At 41.1% G+C, this 19,514-nt stretch carries 8 protein-coding genes, 2 tRNA genes and 3 rRNA genes; 1 reads left to right on the forward strand and 12 read right to left on the reverse strand.

Going from position 1 to position 19,514, the window contains the following annotated elements; genetic code table 11:
* Window positions 1-177: 177 nt before the first annotated feature.
* Window positions 178-1,212, reverse strand: coding sequence for a UDP-glucose 4-epimerase GalE (gene galE, locus ABWU87_RS05120; RefSeq protein WP_353333874.1), 1,035 nt, complete (start codon window positions 1,210-1,212; stop codon window positions 178-180).
* Between the two features lie 5 nt (window positions 1,213-1,217).
* Window positions 1,218-2,138: a sugar phosphate nucleotidyltransferase gene (locus ABWU87_RS05125; protein ID WP_353333876.1), complete on the reverse strand. Its 921-nt coding sequence runs from the start codon at window positions 2,136-2,138 to the stop codon at window positions 1,218-1,220.
* A gap of 388 nt (window positions 2,139-2,526) precedes the next feature.
* Between ABWU87_RS05125 and ABWU87_RS05130 the strand changes: the two genes are divergently transcribed.
* Window positions 2,527-3,615, forward strand: coding sequence for a TlpA disulfide reductase family protein (locus ABWU87_RS05130; RefSeq protein WP_353333878.1), 1,089 nt, complete (start codon window positions 2,527-2,529; stop codon window positions 3,613-3,615).
* Window positions 3,616-3,894: 279 nt separating this feature from the next.
* On the opposite strand, the gene glgP is transcribed toward ABWU87_RS05130, so the two are convergent.
* The 10 genes from glgP to carA form a co-directional block, all read right to left on the reverse strand.
* On the reverse strand, window positions 3,895-6,459 hold the full coding sequence (gene glgP, locus ABWU87_RS05135; RefSeq protein ID WP_353333880.1) for an alpha-glucan family phosphorylase: 2,565 nt from the start codon (window positions 6,457-6,459) through the stop codon (window positions 3,895-3,897).
* A gap of 23 nt (window positions 6,460-6,482) precedes the next feature.
* Window positions 6,483-8,150: a glycogen/starch synthase gene (locus ABWU87_RS05140; RefSeq protein WP_353333882.1), complete on the reverse strand. Its 1,668-nt coding sequence runs from the start codon at window positions 8,148-8,150 to the stop codon at window positions 6,483-6,485.
* A 393-nt stretch (window positions 8,151-8,543) separates the two neighbouring features.
* Window positions 8,544-8,654 (reverse strand): 5S ribosomal RNA (gene rrf, locus ABWU87_RS05145).
* A gap of 102 nt (window positions 8,655-8,756) precedes the next feature.
* Window positions 8,757-11,638, reverse strand: a 23S ribosomal RNA gene (locus ABWU87_RS05150).
* A gap of 143 nt (window positions 11,639-11,781) precedes the next feature.
* Window positions 11,782-11,855: transfer RNA gene (locus ABWU87_RS05155), tRNA-Ala, on the reverse strand.
* Window positions 11,856-11,900: 45 nt separating this feature from the next.
* Window positions 11,901-11,974: transfer RNA gene (locus ABWU87_RS05160), tRNA-Ile, on the reverse strand.
* Between the two features lie 120 nt (window positions 11,975-12,094).
* Window positions 12,095-13,617 (reverse strand): 16S ribosomal RNA (locus tag ABWU87_RS05165).
* Together the 16S, 23S and 5S rRNA genes with 2 tRNA genes alongside form the textbook arrangement of a ribosomal RNA operon.
* Window positions 13,618-14,617: 1,000 nt before the next feature.
* On the reverse strand, window positions 14,618-14,863 hold the full coding sequence (locus ABWU87_RS05170) for a hypothetical protein (protein ID WP_353333884.1): 246 nt from the start codon (window positions 14,861-14,863) through the stop codon (window positions 14,618-14,620).
* A gap of 271 nt (window positions 14,864-15,134) precedes the next feature.
* Window positions 15,135-18,353, reverse strand: coding sequence for a carbamoyl-phosphate synthase (glutamine-hydrolyzing) large subunit (gene carB, locus ABWU87_RS05175; RefSeq protein ID WP_353333886.1), 3,219 nt, complete (start codon window positions 18,351-18,353; stop codon window positions 15,135-15,137).
* A gap of 18 nt (window positions 18,354-18,371) precedes the next feature.
* Window positions 18,372-19,463 carry a glutamine-hydrolyzing carbamoyl-phosphate synthase small subunit gene (carA, locus tag ABWU87_RS05180; protein ID WP_353333888.1) on the reverse strand — a complete coding sequence of 364 codons (1,092 nt, stop codon included), beginning with the start codon at window positions 19,461-19,463 and terminating at the stop codon, window positions 18,372-18,374.
* Window positions 19,464-19,514: the final 51 nt, after the last annotated feature.

Raw genomic sequence — 19,514 nt, forward strand, 5'->3', positions numbered from 1 at the left:
AACACGACAAAACTACTATGCTAGTGCACCTGTCGATGCCGGGGAGGCATTCAGTTATCATTTAGGCTTATATTCACATATATCCAGTGACTCAGGTTCACTTGCATTATAGTAAACATCTGTATTTGATAATTGTTCAAACTTTCCATAAAAAAAGTTCAAACGAATGTTATTTTATTATTGAATGCCTCTTTCTCTCAGCTTCAGTTGCCATTTCCATGCAGAAAGAAGAGTGTCTTCTATTGTTGCTTCAGCTTTCCAGCCAAGCTCATTATTTGCATAATCAGGGTTAGCCCAAACTTTTTCAATATCACCAGAACGACGACCAACAATCTGATAGTTCAGCTTAACACCTGTAGATTTTTCGAAAGCATTTATAAGCTCCAATACAGAAAGTCCCCTACCGGTACCAATGTTGAATGTTTCAACCTTTTCTTTCTGCTTCCCTTTCAGGATACGTTCAATTGCTATTACATGAGCTTTAGCCAAATCAACAACATTAATAAAGTCACGGATACAAGATCCGTCAGGTGTATTGTAATCGCTGCCAAACACACTCAGTTTTTCACGAATGCCAATAGCAGTCTGAGTAATATAAGGAACCAAATTTTGTGGAACACCGTTAGGAAGTTCACCCAGCAATGCTGTAGGATGAGCGCCAATCGGGTTAAAATAACGAAGTAGGATGGCATTGATCGGTGAACCCGAAGCAACAGTATCTTTTACAATCTCCTCGTTAATTTGCTTTGTATTTCCGTAAGGAGAAGTAGCTACCTTAATAGAAGCTTTCTCTGTTACCGGGAGTTCATCTGGTTCACCATATACAGTACAAGATGAAGAAAATACAATTCCTTCAACATTATGTTTAGGCATCAGTTCCAGTAAATTGATAAGAGATACCAGGTTATTACGATAATAAAGTAACGGTTTTTCACAAGATTCACCTACAGCTTTACTAGCTGCAAAATGAATTATAGCCTTAATTCCTTTATATTTATTAAACAAGGCATCAAGACCTTCAAAATCCAGGCAATCAAGTTTTTCAAAAACAGGACGAATACCTGAAACTTTTTCGATATTATCTACCACATCAGCGCTAGAGTTAGACAAATTATCGATAATTATCACTTCGTAGCCACTGTTTTGCAGTTCTACTACTGTGTGAGACCCAATGTAGCCGGTACCACCGGTAACTAAAATCTTTTCTTTCATTGTAATTAAGTATTTTGTAGGTTGGTTATTTCAAATATTTTTTTTGGATATGCTCCCTTGCGTATCAAATCGTTGATACGTAAAATCACCTGAATTCTATCATCAGCAGAAACAAGCCCCATCCATTTGGCAGGTGTATTGATTGTTTTTACCTTCATTCCATTCTGAACCATTTCGTTTATGAAATGTGGGATTGAAAGTTCTGCTTTGAGATCTGCACCTCTTTGAATAATAAAAGCATTAAAGGACCGGGTCACAGATTTAAATATGTCTGGTGTAAATCCCCACATATTCATTGAAATAGAGGCATTCTCATCCAGTTGTTCCCATTTGTTGTATTCATTCAAAAACATAGGATCGCCTCCAATCCGCTCCACTCCGACTCTATCAACTATAGAAACCAGTTCACCGTTTTCATCTACTTCACAGATACCGCGAGTCACACCTCCAGATTCTGCCAGGACATTTGCCAGACGGAAGCTAATCATGAAATGATGCCCACTCGTATTACGGATTTTTTGTAAATTATTAAAGAGAAGTTCAAAGCTTTCACGTTGATAAAAGTTGGTTGCATTGATAACACCAAAAGGTTCATTTATCAGTTCTTTTGCCATAAGCATGGCATGAGCAGATCCCCATAACAAAGTTCTTTTAGCATTTCTAATCTCATCAGGGACTGATTCTACTTCCTGGAAAGCGTACTCAATTTTAATTTTACCTTCGTATCTTGAAGAAATTTTTTCTTTAAATTCTTCTTCAAAATATTTGCTTATTACAAAAACCACCTTATTAAAACCTGCATTTACAGCATCATACATTGAATAGTCAAGAATGGTCTCTCCATTTGGTCCAATACCTTCCAACTGTTTAAGACCACCATACTTATTACCCATTTTTGCGGCAAGCACCACTAAAGTCGTAGTCATTCTTAATCTTCTTTTATTTGCAGTGCAAATGTAGTTAAATAATGCGAGTTTAGAACAGTATTTAGCCACAAAGTAGTTCCTCAGAAAATAAAAAGCTACCTTAATTATAAAACACTTCTTTCCCTTTTTAGATGTTCCAGAGTTATTACCAACGCATGTTTATGCAAAAATCTACATATATACCAACAATAAAGAGTCATGATATTAATGATTGCATTTTGTTGGGGAATATTTACTAATATTTCGTTTTGCTGCTAATTCATTGGAATATTTGAAAAACATTCATTTAATTTAGTTCTCTTTAAATAACATATACAAAAATAGGATTGATAAAAAAAACATCTATATTTGCATAAACAATCATTTATAAAAAACTTAATATCAGTTTATGAAAAAGATTATTTATGCGTTAGCTCTCGCTTCACTTTCAGCAATGGCCTGTACAGGTGGCAATAACTATAAAATAACAGGAGTTGTAAAAGGCGCAACCGATGGTGACTCCGTATTTATTCAGAACAGAGTAAACCGTGAATTTATAAAAGTAGCCTCTGCAGTTATCAAAAATGGAAATTTCATATTTGAAGGAAGACAGGATTCTGCAGTTAATCGCTATTTTTATTATGCAAAAGGAGAAAAGAAATACAGAACAGATTTCTTCCTCGAAAACGGCAACATTTATGCCTCTCTGGCAGAAGACAGCATTGTAGGTACTTCTTCAAATGATATATATCATGCATTCAAATCTAAAATGAATGCCATTAATAAAAAGGAATCTGACATATATGCTTCTATGCAATCGGCTTCATTGACCGAGGAACAAAAAAAGGCTAAAGAAGCTGAGATGAATGAGCTTGATAAGAAAATGATGGCAACAATCTCTGAATCTATTGACGAAAATATTTCAAATGTAGTAGGAATTCACTTACTAAAATCTTTCAGCTATTACCTCGATTATGAACAGTTAGAAAAGGTTTTAGCAAAAGTTCCTGCCAAATTCCAAAAAAATTCAGACATAGTTCAAATGAAAGAATTGGTAAAAACAGCCAAAGTTACTGCTGTAGGCCAAAAATTTACAGATTTTACAATGCTTACTCCTGAAGGAAAAACAACCAAACTGTCCAACTTTGCAGGTAAAGGTAAATATGTACTGGTTGATTTTTGGGCAAGTTGGTGTGGTCCTTGCCGTAAAGAAATGCCTAATTTGGTGAAATTATACGCTCAATTTAAAGATAAAGGCTTTGAAATTGTTGGAGTTTCATTAGATAAAAGCAAGAAAAACTGGACAGATGCCATTTCTGCCCTGAATATCTCCTGGCCACAGATGTCAGATCTTAAATACTGGGATTGTGAAGGTGCTAAACTTTACACAGTACGAAGCATTCCTCACACTGTATTGATTGACAAAGATGGAAAAATTATTGCAAGAGGGCTTACCGGTGAAGATTTGCAAAATAAACTAGCTGAACTGCTAAAATAAGAACTGAAAAAATATAATTGAAAAGGGGTGTCCAAGAAATTGGAACACCTCTTTTTTTATCTCTTTTTTCTGTTATCTTCGGAGATAATTCGGATTGCCTTCACAGATTATTCTTTTATCATAAACAACCACTTCCAGTTATACAAGCTATAAGAGTTTTTTTTCATATCTGCTTCACATGGCAAATAGTTCGTGTTGGGCAACAAAAAAACCGCTGTTCTTTGAATGAACAGCGGTTTTTGATTATAAATAACTTTATTTCTATTTATACATCAATGCTTAATTAAACCAACGTACATAACAGAAGTCCTGACGATGCGGTAAATCAACATTTTTCGGGAACATACGGAATGCAACCTTAAAGCTTCCAGCATTTGAAAGATTATACTTCACACGGAATGTATGCAAATCACCTTCTTTCTTTACCAGTTCAAACTCTTCTGCAGAATAAATATGTTGTTTGCCCTCTTTATCAGTAACAACAGTTACAACCTCAATACCGATTGCATTATCGAGCCCTTTCTCATCAACAACCACCTCAAGATCATAATCTTTTCCACATTCAATAGCCATTTGGTTCGGTTCTCCGTTTATAGAAACAAATTTTATTTCAATAGAATCCCATTTATCAACAATTTTTTCTTTCCACGCTGCCAGTTCTTTCGCTTTAGTACAGTTGTTTGCTGCCAACATATGAAATCGTTTTGCCATTTTGTTGTAGAACTTACTGTAATAATCATCCAATTGTCTCTTCATGGTGTAATGAGGAGCAATCTGAGCTATAGAATTCTTAATATATTGTACCCATTTCTCAGAATATCCTTCATCATTTGTATCATAGTACAACGGAATGATTTCATTTTCCAGCATCGCATAGATGGTTGCAGCATCAAGTTGATCCTGATGTTCCTGATTTTGGTATGTAACCTTCTCGGTCAAAGCCCATCCGGCATTCTCACGATACCCTTCCAACCACCATCCATCAAGTACGGAAAAGTTAAGAACACCATTCATCAAAGCCTTCTCACCAGAGGTTCCCGAAGCTTCCAAAGGACGGGTTGGAGTATTCAACCAGATATCTACGCCCGATACTAAACGACGTGCCAACGTCATATCATAATTTTCCAAGAAAACAATCTTACCCAGGAATTCAGGACGACGAGATATCTCAATAATCCGCTTTATTAGTCCTTGGCCTGCACCATCGTATGGGTGCGCCTTTCCTGTAAAGATGAATTGTACGGGATAATTGGGGTTATTTACAATTTTAGCAAGACGATCCAAATCCGTAAACAATAAGTGGGCACGTTTATAAGTAGCAAAACGGCGACCGAAACCAATCAGCAAGGCATTCGGATTAATCTTGTTCAGTAATGAAACTATGCGTGATGGATCTCCTTGATTATTTAACCATGTATCACGGAATTGTTTCCGGATATGGTCTACCAGTTTATTTTTCAGAGCTACTCGTGTATTCCATATTTCTTGATCAGGTACCTCATAAATAGCCTCCCAAATCTTCGGATTTGATAAATCGTACATAAAGCTCGAATCAAAATATTTAGCATACAGTTTTTTCCATTCTGTAGCTGCCCATGAAGAGAAATGCACACCGTTTGTAACATATCCAACGTGACTTTCTTCTGGGAAATATCCTTTCCAGATAGATGAGAACATTTCTTGGGATACTTTACCGTGCAACCAGCTTACACCGTTAACTTCCTGAGATGTATTACAAGCAAATACAGACATACAGAAACGTTCACCGGCATCACCAGGATTATTACGTCCCAAATCCATCAAATCACCCCATGTAATTCCCATTTTCTTGGGATAAGCACTCATGTATTTTCCAAAAAGTCCTTCGTCAAAATAATCATGACCTGCTGGTACGGGTGTATGTACAGTATATAACGAAGAGGCACGAACTACCTCAATAGCTTCATTATAGGTTAATCCGGATGCTACATAGTCACATATTCTTTCAACATTGATCAAAGCTGCATGTCCTTCATTACAATGATAAATATCTTTCTTTATGCCAAGAGTTTTAAGAGTTAACATACCTCCAATACCAAGCATAATTTCCTGTTTTAAACGGTTTTCCCAATCGCCTCCATAAAGCTGATAAGTAATAGGACGATCGAACTCACTGTTCATCTCATTATCAGTATCCATCAGATAGAGAGACACTCTACCCACGTTGACTTTCCAGATGTATGCATATACAAAATTATCAAGATAAGGAACAGGAACCACCAAAGGTTGTCCATCTTTTCCAATAACCCGTTCTAAAGGAAGACTCCCAAAGTTCTGAGCTTCATAGTTGGCCACCTGCTGTCCTTCCATAGAAAGTGTCTGCGTAAAATAGCCATAACGATAAAGGAATCCTACTGCGCACATATCCACATTACTGTCTGAAGCCTCTTTCAGATAATCACCTGCCAGAACCCCCAAACCACCTGAATATATTTTCAATACGCTAGATAATCCGTATTCCATGCTGAAATATGCAACAGAAGGACGGTTTGAATCTGGTTTCACATCCATATAGGTTCTGAACCGAGCATATACATCATTCATCCTTTTAATGATAACCTTATCATTTGCCAACGCCTCAAGTTTTTCAAAACTCATACGTTCCAGCAGAGCTACCGGATTCAATCCAACCTCTTTCCAAAGTACGGGATCAAGATCTCTGAATAAAATAACCGCTTCAGAATCCCATGACCACCATATATTATGAGCAATTTCTGTCAACTTATTCAATTCTTCAGGAATACGAGATTTCACGGTCAGCTCATTCCATACCGGAGTATTTACGTTACTAACTTTTACCTTCATAATATTAATCGTTTAATTTTTATCTAAATTTGTTTTAACAGACGTTTTCTGGTATTTCGTAAAGCAATGTCATATGCCTTATAATAATACTCTATAAAATGTTTCCACAGAGCATGCTCTGCAACCGCTGCCGCCCGTTTACGTATATGTTCTATCTCCTCAGAAGACATAACCGAAAAAGAAAGAATTGTTTCTTTAATTTTATCTGCTACTTCCGGATAGTTACTATCCGAACGATGAATCACTTCTACCCCATCCTGTATGCCATGTTGGTTTCTGGCATGCTTAACCCAAAGGCCAAAGCCAGTGAGATCCGTTGTGATTGTGGGTATATGAAAAGCTACGCTCTCCAGCGGAGTGTAACCCCACGGTTCATAATAAGACGGATACACCGTTAAATCATATCCCAGAAGCAAGTCATAGTAGCTCAAATTAAAAATTCCGTCATTACCATCAAGGTAGCAAGGTACAAAAATCACTTTCACCTTGTCTTCTTGATAATTTTTCATTCCTAACTGCTTTATCATGTTCAGCAGTCTGTCATCCCACATATTATCAAGCCAATGAGTTATAAAAGGAGATTCTAATACTTCTTTACTTTTATCGTTATAATAAAGTCTGTCTACCAAATCTTGTCTAGGAACAGGTATACCTGCAGGGACAGTAATATAGGCAACAATATTTTTCTCCAATTTTGAATCATGATTAAGCAAGTTCAATGATTCAACAAAAACGTCAAGGCCCTTGTTCTTGAATTCATATCTGCCACTTGTGCATATAAACAGAGTATCGTCATCTAAATTAGTTCCAAGTAACTTGTTTGCAACTTCAAGCAATTTTAAGCGAGCTTTCTCACGTTTTGTCGAATAACTTTTACCTTTAGGAACAAAGTCATCTTCAAACCCGTTTTTCAATACTACATCAGCTTCCTTATCCAGCAATTCTTTGCATTCCAAGTTTGTTATATCACTAACAGTAGTAAAACAATCTACATGATGAGCAGTTTGCTTTTCAATGGAGTGTTTTGATTCCATGTTAAGTTCCCTAGCCATCTGGTCACCATTATACGCATGCAGATAATCATATAAAGGTTTCATATTTCCTGCAATGGATCGACCTATTGAAGTTGCATGGGTTGTAAATATAGATGCTATTTCGGGTACAGCTGACTGCAGATATAGTGCCCCAAGGCCAGTCATCCATTCATGTGCATGATAAACAACCCTGTCTTTACGATTCATGTTGTATCTGTAGAAACTTTCAGCCACTTTGCCGGCTGCATAAGAGAACATTGATGCTTCATCGTAATCACCATATGCATGCAAAGAATCAACCTGATATTTATTCCAGAGATCCGTATAAATTTCATTCTTCATTTGATAAAACGAAGTAAAATCTACCAAAATAACAATAGGTTCACCAATAATGTTCCAACGTCCTATCCGAACCTGGAGATTATCATATGTCGCTGCATACAGTTTCCAGGGTTTATATAAATAGTCAAGTTCAATAAATAAAGGGTTTTCCTTACCAAGCCAAAGATCTGGCCCAATAAAAAACACGGCATCTTTATGGCTAGTCTGGAGAGTATTTGCTCTGGTAGACAATACAGTATATATTCCTCCTACCTTATTACATACCTCCCAGCTAGTTTCAAATATAAAATCAGGGCTTAAAAGCGAATTCACCATAGATATAATAAACAATCTTGTTTTACGCAAAAATACTAATTTAATATTGAATATCTTATTTTATAAACATTATTTCTATTTCAATATAAAAGCAAACGTTTGTGTAATATAAACTAAATTATTGAAATCTTTGAATAACAATAGCGGCAAGAAGTTCAAATATAATAATTCAATCAAAAAGTGCAAAATACATGATATAAAGCGTTAATTTGATATATTTCGATAATACCAAATCTGTCATTCATGTTAATCATTGGATATTTATAGTTTATGTAAAGCATTCCAGGGTTTTGGCTCTTGTACAACAATTGTTCTGCCATCCGGCGCAAGCGGTTATGATATGTAGCAACAAAAAAAAGTCCCGACCATGTTTCCATGACCGGGACTCGGATAAAACGGCGGCTACCTACTCTCCCACTGTTACGCAGTACCATCGGCGTGATCAGGCTTAACTTCTCTGTTCGGAATGGGAAGAGGTGGAACCCTGATGCTATAGCCACCTTAATATTTTTTTGATCTTCATATTAAGATAACACAATGCAAAAGCAATAAAGAAGCTCTTTTATCAATAAAAGAGCAAAACATATAGCCAACCATACAAAGAATTGAAGAAAGTGTACGGGCAATTAGTACTGCTCGGCTTTGACATTACTGTCTTTACACCTGCAGCCTATCAACGTTGTCGTCTTCAACGACCCTAAGAAATCTAATCTTGTGGCTGGCTTCGTACTTAGATGCTTTCAGCACTTATCCAATCCCGACTTAGATACCCGGCGATGCACCTGGCGGCACAACCGGTAAACCAGCGGTCAGTCCAACACGGTCCTCTCGTACTAGTGTCAGAGCCACGCAAATTTCATACGCCCACGATAGATAGAGACCGAACTGTCTCACGACGTTCTGAACCCAGCTCGCGTGCCACTTTAATGGGCGAACAGCCCAACCCTTGGGACCTTCTCCAGCCCCAGGATGTGACGAGCCGACATCGAGGTGCCAAACCGCTCCGTCGATATGAGCTCTTGGGAGCGATCAGCCTGTTATCCCCGGAGTACCTTTTATCCTTTGAGCGATGTCCCTTCCATACGGAAACACCGGATCACTATGCTCTAGTTTCCTACCTGATCGACTTGTCGGTCTCCCAGTCAAGCACCCTTATGCCATTACACTCTGCGGACGGTTACCAATCGTCCTGAGGGTACCTTTAGAAGCCTCCGTTACACTTTTGGAGGCGACCACCCCAGTCAAACTACCCACCAAACAGTGTCCTCGTAACCACGAGTTAGAACTCAAATAATCAAAGGGCCGTATTTCAACAGCGGCTCCACAAACACTGGCGTGCCTGCTTCAAAGCCTCCGGCCTATCCTACACATCAATTACCCAAATTCAATGTTAAGCTATAGTAAAGGTTCACGGGGTCTTTTCGTCCCATCGCGGGTAATCGGCATCTTCACCGATACTACAATTTCACTGAGCTCACGGTTGAGACAGTGTCCAGATCATTACACCATTCGTGCAGGTCGGAACTTACCCGACAAGGAATTTCGCTACCTTAGGACCGTTATAGTTACGGCCGCCGTTTACTGGGGCTTCAATTCAACGCTTCTCTTGCGATGACATCTCCTCTTAACCTTCCAGCACCGGGCAGGTGTCAGGCTATATACGTGATCTTTCAATTTTGCATAGCCCTGTGTTTTTGTTAAACAGTTGCCTGGACCTATTCTCTGCGCCCTCATTGCTGAGGGACCCTTTATCCCGAAGTTACAGGGTCAATTTGCCTAGTTCCTTAACCGTGATTCACTCAAGCGCCTTAGTATATTCAACCCGACTACGTGTGTCCGTTTACGGTACGGGTACCTTAAGGATTAAGTTTAGCGGATTTTCTCGGGAGTATGCTTACATGCACTATCCAATCACCACAAGGGCTCTCGGTACTATCAGGTTCGACTAGTCTTCCGGATTTGCCTGGAAATCTAATATCTACACCCTTCAACCAGCTATTCCGTCAGCTGGCGGCACTGTCACGCCTCCGTCTCCACGTCACTCCTTAAGGTAGTAAGGGAATATTAACCCTTTCTGCCATCGGCTTCGCCATTCGGCTACACCTTAGGACCCGACTAACCCTGATCCGATTAGCGTTGATCAGGAAACCTTAGTCTTTCGGCGAGGGGGTTTCTCACCCCCTTTATCGTTACTTATACCTACATTTGCTTTTCCACACGCTCCAGCAGAGCTCACGCTCCACATTCAACGCTGAGTGGAATGCTCCCCTACCAACCATTACTGGTTCCATAGCTTCGGTAAATTGCTTATGCCCGATTATTATCCACGCCAAACTCCTCGACTAGTGAGCTGTTACGCACTCTTTAAATGAATGGCTGCTTCCAAGCCAACATCCTAGCTGTCTTAGCAATCTGACTTCGTTAGTTCAACTGAGCAATTATTTCGGGACCTTAGCTGATGGTCTGGATTCTTCTCCTCTCGGGCACGGACCTTAGCACCCATGCCCTCACTCCTGATATTAAACTAATGCGCATTCGGAGTTTATCAAGACTTGATAGGCGGCGAAGCCCTCGCATCTTATCAGTCGCTCTACCTCACATTAGTAATTATCAAGGCTGCACCTAAATGCATTTCGGGGAGTACGAGCTATCTCCAAGTTTGATTAGCCTTTCACCCCCACCCACAGTTCATCCGGAAGCTTTTCAACGCTTATCGGTTCGGTCCTCCAGTTAGTGTTACCTAACCTTCAACCTGACCATGGGTAGATCACTTGGTTTCGCGTCTACTACCACTGACTAAAAACGCCCTATTAAGACTCGCTTTCGCTTCGGCTGCAAAACTTAGTTTCTTAACCTTGCCAGTGACAGTAACTCGTAGGTTCATTATGCAAAAGGCACGCCGTCACAGCTAAAAGCTGCTCCGACCGCTTGTAGGCGCATGGTTTCAGGGACTATTTCACTCTTCTATTCGAAGTGCTTTTCACCTTTCCTTCACAGTACTGGTTCACTATCGGTCTCTCGGGAGTATTTAGCCTTACCGGATGGTCCCGGCAGATTCACGCAGAATTCCTCGTGCTCCGCGCTACTCAGGATACCACTATGGTATACATTAGATTCATGTACGCAACTATCATGCTCTATGGTGACACTTTCCAGAGTCTTCCATTCTCTAATGTAAGTCCAACAACGTGGTCCTACAACCCCATAAATGCCGTAACATCTATGGTTTGGGCTAATCCGCGTTCGCTCGCCACTACTTACGGAATCATTCATTTATTTTCTTCTCCTACAGGTACTAAGATGTTTCAGTTCCCTGCGTTCGCCTCCATCTATGATGGATAATATCCCTTCAGGATATTGGGTTGTCCCATTCGGAAATCTTCGGATCAATGGTTATTTGCACCTACCCGAAGCTTATCGCAGCTTATCACGTCCTTCATCGCCTCCGAGAGCCAAGGCATCCGCCATGCGCCCTTGCTTACTTTCTTCAAACAAACCGGCATTCACATTGCTGATCATGCCGCGTATGGTTCGATATATACTTTCAGCTCTTTTTTTCTCAAAAAAGTTACTTCTTTATTTGCTTTTGTACATCATGTCAAAGATCTTGTCGAGAAATGAATCTCTTTTGTGGAGAATAACGGATTCGAACCGTTGACCCCCTGCGTGCAAGGCAGGTGCTCTAGCCAGCTGAGCTAATCCCCCGAAATCATTCAGAAGCTTTCCGCTGTGGTGCTTCCTCATTATTCGTAGTCCCAGGCAGAGTTGAACTGCCGACCTCTACATTATCAGTGTAGCGCTCTAACCAACTGAGCTATAGGACTGTCGTTCAAAACCGCCTGCCTTTCGGCCCGGCTTCTTTCTTTATCTCTTAAAATCTATATTTTAAATTAAACAATATACCGTAGTACAAGAAATCCAAACCAAGAACGGAATCGCTCCAGAAAGGAGGTGTTCCAGCCGCACCTTCCGGTACGGCTACCTTGTTACGACTTAGCCCCAGTCACCAGTTTTACCCTAGGACGCTCCTTGCGGTTACGTACTTCAGGTACCCCCGGCTCCCATGGCTTGACGGGCGGTGTGTACAAGGCCCGGGAACGTATTCACCGCGCCGTGGCTGATGCGCGATTACTAGCGAATCCAGCTTCATGGAGTCGGGTTGCAGACTCCAATCCGAACTGAGAAGGGTTTTGGAGATTAGCATCCTGTTGCCAGGTAGCGACCTTCTGTACCCTCCATTGTAACACGTGTGTAGCCCCGGACGTAAGGGCCGTGCTGATTTGACGTCATCCCCACCTTCCTCACATCTTACGACGGCAGTCTCAATAGAGTCCTCAGCATGACCTGTTAGTAACTATCGATAAGGGTTGCGCTCGTTATGGCACTTAAGCCGACACCTCACGGCACGAGCTGACGACAACCATGCAGCACCTTCACAGATGCCATTGCTGGCTATGATGTTTCCACCATATTCATCTGCAATTTAAGCCCGGGTAAGGTTCCTCGCGTATCATCGAATTAAACCACATGTTCCTCCGCTTGTGCGGGCCCCCGTCAATTCCTTTGAGTTTCACCGTTGCCGGCGTACTCCCCAGGTGGAATACTTAATGCTTTCGCTTGGCCGCTTACTGTATATCGCAAACAGCGAGTATTCATCGTTTACTGTGTGGACTACCAGGGTATCTAATCCTGTTTGATACCCACACTTTCGTGCATCAGCGTCAGTTGTACCCCGGTAAGCTGCCTTCGCAATCGGAGTTCTTCGTGATATCTAAGCATTTCACCGCTACACCACGAATTCCGCCTACCTTATGTACACTCAAGAAAAACAGTATCAACTGCAATTTTACGGTTGAGCCGCAAACTTTCACAGGCTGACTTATCTTTCCGCCTACGCACCCTTTAAACCCAATAAATCCGGATAACGCTCGGATCCTCCGTATTACCGCGGCTGCTGGCACGGAGTTAGCCGATCCTTATTCATAGCATACATACAAAAACCCACACGTGGGTCACTTTATTCTGCTATAAAAGAAGTTTACAATCCATAGGACCTTCATCCTTCACGCTACTTGGCTGGTTCAGGCTCGCGCCCATTGACCAATATTCCTCACTGCTGCCTCCCGTAGGAGTTTGGTCCGTGTCTCAGTACCAATGTGGGGGACCTTCCTCTCAGAACCCCTATCCATCGAAGACTTGGTGAGCCGTTACCTCACCAACTATCTAATGGAACGCATCCCCATCCATAACCGATAAATCTTTAACTTAATTAGGATGCCCTAATAAAGTACCATCAGGTATTAATCTTTCTTTCGAAAGGCTATCCCTGAGTTATGGGAAGGTTGGATACGTGTTACTCACCCGTGCGCCGGTCGTCAGCGGTATTGCTACCCTGCTACCCCTCGACTTGCATGTGTTAAGCCTGTAGCTAGCGTTCATCCTGAGCCAGGATCAAACTCTTCATTGTAAAAGTTTCTTTTTAATTCTGTTCAGGATTCCGATTCTTATTTTAATATCTCATCCTATAAGGAAGGATATTGACGGTTTGAATCTTTTTTACCAAAATACCCCGATTAACATCGGAATATAATAGCTCTTGTACTACTTGTATTGTTTATATCTAAATCTTTTCAAAGAACGATCAGTTGCTTTATTTTTTCATGCCTCACTTCTGAGGCGAAAGCGGTTGCAAAGATACTAACTTCAGGTAATATACTCCAAATTTTTTAAGAGTTTTTTTATTTTCACCTGAATCGGCTCATGCAAAACTGCTATCATTATGTCAACTTACTGCCTTGTTTCTCTTGCAAAGCGGGTGCAAAAGTAGACCTTTTATCTATACGAACCAAATCTATCAACAACTTTTTTTCAATTATTTTTTTAATCATTCGCTAATTAACTGGTATACAGCATATCTATTAACAATAAAAATATATTAAGCAGAAAATCAATTCGTGTCTGAATCCCGAAATAATGGGTCAATAGATTAAATCCAGATTTTGTCAGGACAATATACAAATCCGGAAATCACAATCCTGAGATTTATTTTTTTGTTCTTAACATCATTACCCATAACATTAATTAAAAAAAGTAGCACAAGTCACGCAAGTCACGCACTTTCGATATAACACACTAATATTGTGAGCATTACAGGTGCGTGACTTCTGCGTGAGCAGCGCGTGACTTCCGCGAAACTGACTAGGAATTGGCAAGAGATCAATACATAACTAGCAGAAATTGGTATGAGGTTGGAGATATTTAATGCATGAATAATGGAGAATTGGAGGGCAAATGTCTGGGGAAATTGCTGTGTAAATGCCTGAGAGAATGACACAAGATTGGCATACAACTAGAGAATAACCGTCAGGGGTGAAATGCTTGCATGAGCATAGAGCAACACATAGCTGGCATGCACCTAGAAAACAACTCTCAAGAGATTAGCGTGCGAAAGGCGGGGCTTTATCAATTCAAGGTGAATAATTCCCTCCTCCACCCGGGTCTACACACCCCTTACACCCGGGTGTACCAGTGTCCTCCATCCGGGTGTACAGGCAACGTACACCCGGATGGAGGAATGAAAAGATGATGCCAAAATATAATTTCAGAACCAAATGGTTCGTTATGATGCGAAGGGATGAGATAGACATTAATACCATGTCAACGGCAAGGGGACGACAGCGAATAAAACAGAAGCGATCTTTTTGCTTTGTCATGACCACCAAAGGTTACATCGTTTATATTCAGTCTAATACGTGGTATAGGAGTGCGCGACTTATCAGAAGTCACGCGCATGTCACGCGGAAGTCACGCACGCGTATCGACATGATATACTGAGTATTACGAAGCATCTGCGTGACTTGCGTGACTTGCGAGACTTCTTTGAATTCATTTTATGGGGAAATGAAAATGAAATAGCATGAACCCGATTCCATCAATAAGGAATCAAAGTCCATGCTATATTCTTATATATAGTAATCTCTTAAATTACTTGTATTCTTCCCAGCTCTTAATGAGCAGCTCGTCCAGATTAATTGTGCAGAACGCATTGATAAATGCAGTTGCAAGTCTTGGATTGGTAATCAATGGAATATTCAGGTCGATAGCAGCACGACGGATCATATACCCATTGCTCAGCTCTCTTACAGTGAGGTTCTTCGGAATATTCACCACCATATCAATCTCTTTGTTGTGAAGTAAATCCAAAGCCTGTGGAGTTCCTGTTTCGCTTGGCCAGTAAACCATAGTACTAGGAATTCCGTTTTCGGCAAGAGCTCTGTGCGTACCGCCTGTAGCAAACAGCTTATATCCTCTTTCATTAAGCAGGTGTGCTGCTGCCAACATATCTGTTTTATCTTTTGTAGTACCAGTCGATAAGAGAATGTTCTTCTTCGGAATCTTATATCCTACAGAAAGCATTGCTTTCAGGATTGCGCATGAGCTGTCATCACCCAGACATCCCACTTCGCCCGTACTAGCCATATCTACCCCTAGTACCGGATCGGCCTTTTGCAGACGTGAGAAGGAGAACTGAGAAGCTTTGATACCTACATAATCCAGATCGAACAGGCTCTTCTCCGGTTTCTCTACCGGCAATCCCAACATTACTTTTGTTGCAAGTTCAATGAAGTTGATCTTCAACACCTTGCTCACAAACGGGAAGCTTCGTGATGCACGGAGGTTACATTCAATTACCTTGATGTCATTGTCTTTTGCCAGATACTGAATATTGAAAGGACCTGAGATGTTCAATTCTTTTGCAATCTGCTTAGAAATTCTCTTAATCCTACGCATTGTCTCAACATAAAGCTTCTGTGGAGGGAACTGGATAGTTGCGTCGCCCGAGTGAACCCCTGCAAATTCGATATGTTCACTGATTGCGTAGGCCACAATTTCACCATTATCTGCAACAGCATCCATTTCAACTTCCTTGGCATGTTCGATAAACTGGCTCACTACTACCGGGTGTTGTTTAGACACATTGGCTGCCAGTTCCAGGAAGCGTACCAGTTCATCCTGATTTGAGCAGACATTCATAGCTGCGCCACTAAGCACATAAGAAGGTCTTACCAAAACTGGGAATCCTACTTCTGCAACGAAGCCGTTGATATCTTCCATGCTGGTCAGCTCTCTCCAGCGAGGCTGGTCTACTCCAATACGGTCGAGCATTGCAGAGAACTTGTTTCTGTCTTCCGCGTTATCAATGCTTTTAGCTGTAGTTCCCAGAATGTTCACCTTTGCCTCGTCCAGTCTCATCGCCAAGTTGTTTGGAATCTGTCCGCCGGTTGATACAATCACACCGTGAGGGTTTTCCAATTCGATAATATCAAGAACACGTTCGAATGTGAGTTCGTCAAAGTAAAGACGGTCACACATATCGTAGTCGGTAGATACTGTTTCCGGATTATAGTTGATCATTACACTTCTCCAGCCTTCCTTGCGGATGGTGTTCAAAGCGTTCACCCCGCACCAGTCGAACTCAACCGAGCTACCAATACGGTATGCACCTGACCCCAGAACAATGATTGAGCGATGGTCGCCCAGATAATGAACATCATTTGCAATGCCGCTGTAAGTAAGATACAGGTAGTTGGTCTGAGCTGGATATTCAGCCGCCAGTGTATCAATCTGTTTCACTACCGGAACAATATTGAATGACTTACGGTAATTGCGCACCTTCAGAACCGCTTTTTCCATTTCGGTTCCATTCTTCCATACCGCACGTGCTATCTGGAAGTCTGAGAATCCCTGAACTTTAGCTTTACGAAGCAACTCCGGAGAGATTGTTTCCAGCTCTGTATTCTTTTCCAGTTCGTTAGCTGTATTGATAATATTCATCAACTTCTGCAAGAACCATTTATCAATCTTGGTTAGATCATGAATCTGATCGATAGTATATCCCGCTCTGAAAGCTTTGCTGATTACAAAGATACGCTTGTCGGTTGGTTCATGAAGGGCTTTATCGATATCTTCGATTACCAGCTCCTTATTTTCCACGAATCCGTGCATACCCTGACCAATCATACGGAGTCCTTTCTGAATGGCTTCTTCGAAGGTACGACCGATTGCCATCACCTCTCCTACCGATTTCATGCTACTTCCCAACTCGCGGTCTACACCCTGGAATTTACCCAAGTCCCAACGAGGAATCTTACACACTACATAGTCGAGCGCCGGTTCAAAGAAAGCGGAAGTTGTTTTTGTAACCGAGTTGTTCAGGTCGAACAGTCCGTATCCCAGTCCAAGTTTTGCAGCAACGAAAGCCAGAGGATAACCGGTAGCTTTTGATGCCAAAGCTGAAGAACGGCTCAAACGAGCGTTAACCTCAATCACACGGTAATCTTCACTTTCAGGGTCGAACGCGTATTGTACGTTACACTCTCCGACAATTCCGATGTGACGGATAATACGGATTGCGAGTTCACGCAGTTTGTGATATTCGCTATTAGTTAATGTTTGCGATGGAGCAATTACGATACTTTCGCCCGTGTGAATTCCCAGCGGGTCGAAGTTTTCCATGTTACAAACGGTGATACAGTTGTCAAAGCGGTCACGCACCACTTCGTATTCAATCTCCTTCCATCCTTTCAGTGACTTCTCAACCAGCACCTGAGGTGAGAAAGAGAATGCTTTCTCAGCCAGTTTATTCAGCTCTTCTTCGTTATCGCAGAAACCAGAGCCCAGACCACCCAAGGCATAAGCTGCACGGATGATAACCGGATATCCAAGTTCTTTCGCTGCACGTCTTGCATCTGCAACGTTCTCAACAGCTTCGCTCTTGATCGTTTTAACGTTGATTTCGTCGAGCTTCTTAACAAACAGCTCACGGTCTTCTGTGTCAATAATGGCCTGCACCTGTGTGCCCAGTACCTCTACATTATATTTTTCGAGTATACCTTCGCGGTAGAGTTCAACACCACAGTTCAAGGCTGTTTGTCCACCAAACGCCAGCAGTATACCTTCTGGTTTTTCCTTTTGGATCACCTTTTCCACAAAGAAGGGAGTGACCGGCAAAAAATAGATAGTATCGGCAACCCCCTCGGATGTTTGAACAGTAGCAATATTCGGATTAATCAATACCGTCTGAATTCCTTCTTCACGTAAAGCTTTCAATGCCTGCGAGCCGGAATAATCGAATTCTCCGGCTTCTCCAATCTTAAGGGCACCGGAACCTAGTATTAATACTTTCTTTATGTTATCTTTCATTGAATCTTCGTTTTAATATTAAAGCAACTCTACAAATTTATCGAACAAGAATTCTGTGTCCGTTGGCCCGCTTGCAGCTTCAGGATGGAATTGTACTGAAAAGAATGGTTTTGTTTTATGCTTAATCCCTTCGTTTGTATTATCGTTCATATTCACAAAGAAAGGTTCCCAATCAGTACCCAATGTTGCGTTATCTACAGCAAAACCATGATTCTGGCTGGTGATAAAACATCTGTTGGTTCCTACCATACGCACCGGTTGGTTGTGGCTACGATGTCCGTATTTCAATTTGTAGATTTTTGCTCCACCAGCTTTAGAAAGCAGCTGATTTCCCATACAAATTCCGAAAATTGGCTTATCTCCCTCCATCGCTTTGCGGATATTTGCGACTGTTACATCACACATATTCGGGTCGCCTGGTCCGTTAGAAATAAAGAGTCCGTCAAATTCAAGTGTATTGAAGTCATAATCCCATGGAACTCTCACCACTGTAACATCTCTCTTCAACAGGCAACGGATGATATTGTGTTTCACTCCACAGTCAACCAACACAACTTTCTTCTTTCCATTTCCATAAGTAATGACCTCTTTGCAACTTACCCGTTCAACCTGATTAACAAGATTTGGGTCTACAAAAGGAACATCATTCTCTGGCTTTACTTCTCCATTGCTCTCCGGGAAGACAATTTTACCTTTCATCGAGCCTTTTTCACGAAGCTGTTTTGTCAGTTCACGAGTATCAATTCCGTAAATACCGACAATTTTTTCATCTTTCAACCAGCTTTCAAGGCTTTCAACAGCATTCCAGTGACTGTACTCCCATGAATAATCGGATACGATAATTCCTTCTGCATGTATCTTTTCTGATTCCATGAAAGTAGAAAGACCATCTTTTTGGCTTCTTGAAGGAACACCATAGTTACCAACTAAAGGAAAAGTCAGTGTCATTATCTGACCGGAGTAAGATGGATCGGTCAAACTCTCGGGATATCCCATCATGGCAGTATTAAAAACCACCTCTCCCGCAACTGGTTTCTCGTAACCGAAGGATTTTCCCTGAAAAACACTTCCATCATCGAGAATCAATAAAACATTCTTTTCGTCTTGCATTCTTTTTGTTATATCTTGTTCTTAAACATAATATTCTTCTCTCTCTCGCTG

The sequence above is a fragment of the Bacteroides sedimenti genome, from assembly GCF_040365225.1.
GTDB lineage: Bacteria > Bacteroidota > Bacteroidia > Bacteroidales > Bacteroidaceae > Bacteroides > Bacteroides sedimenti.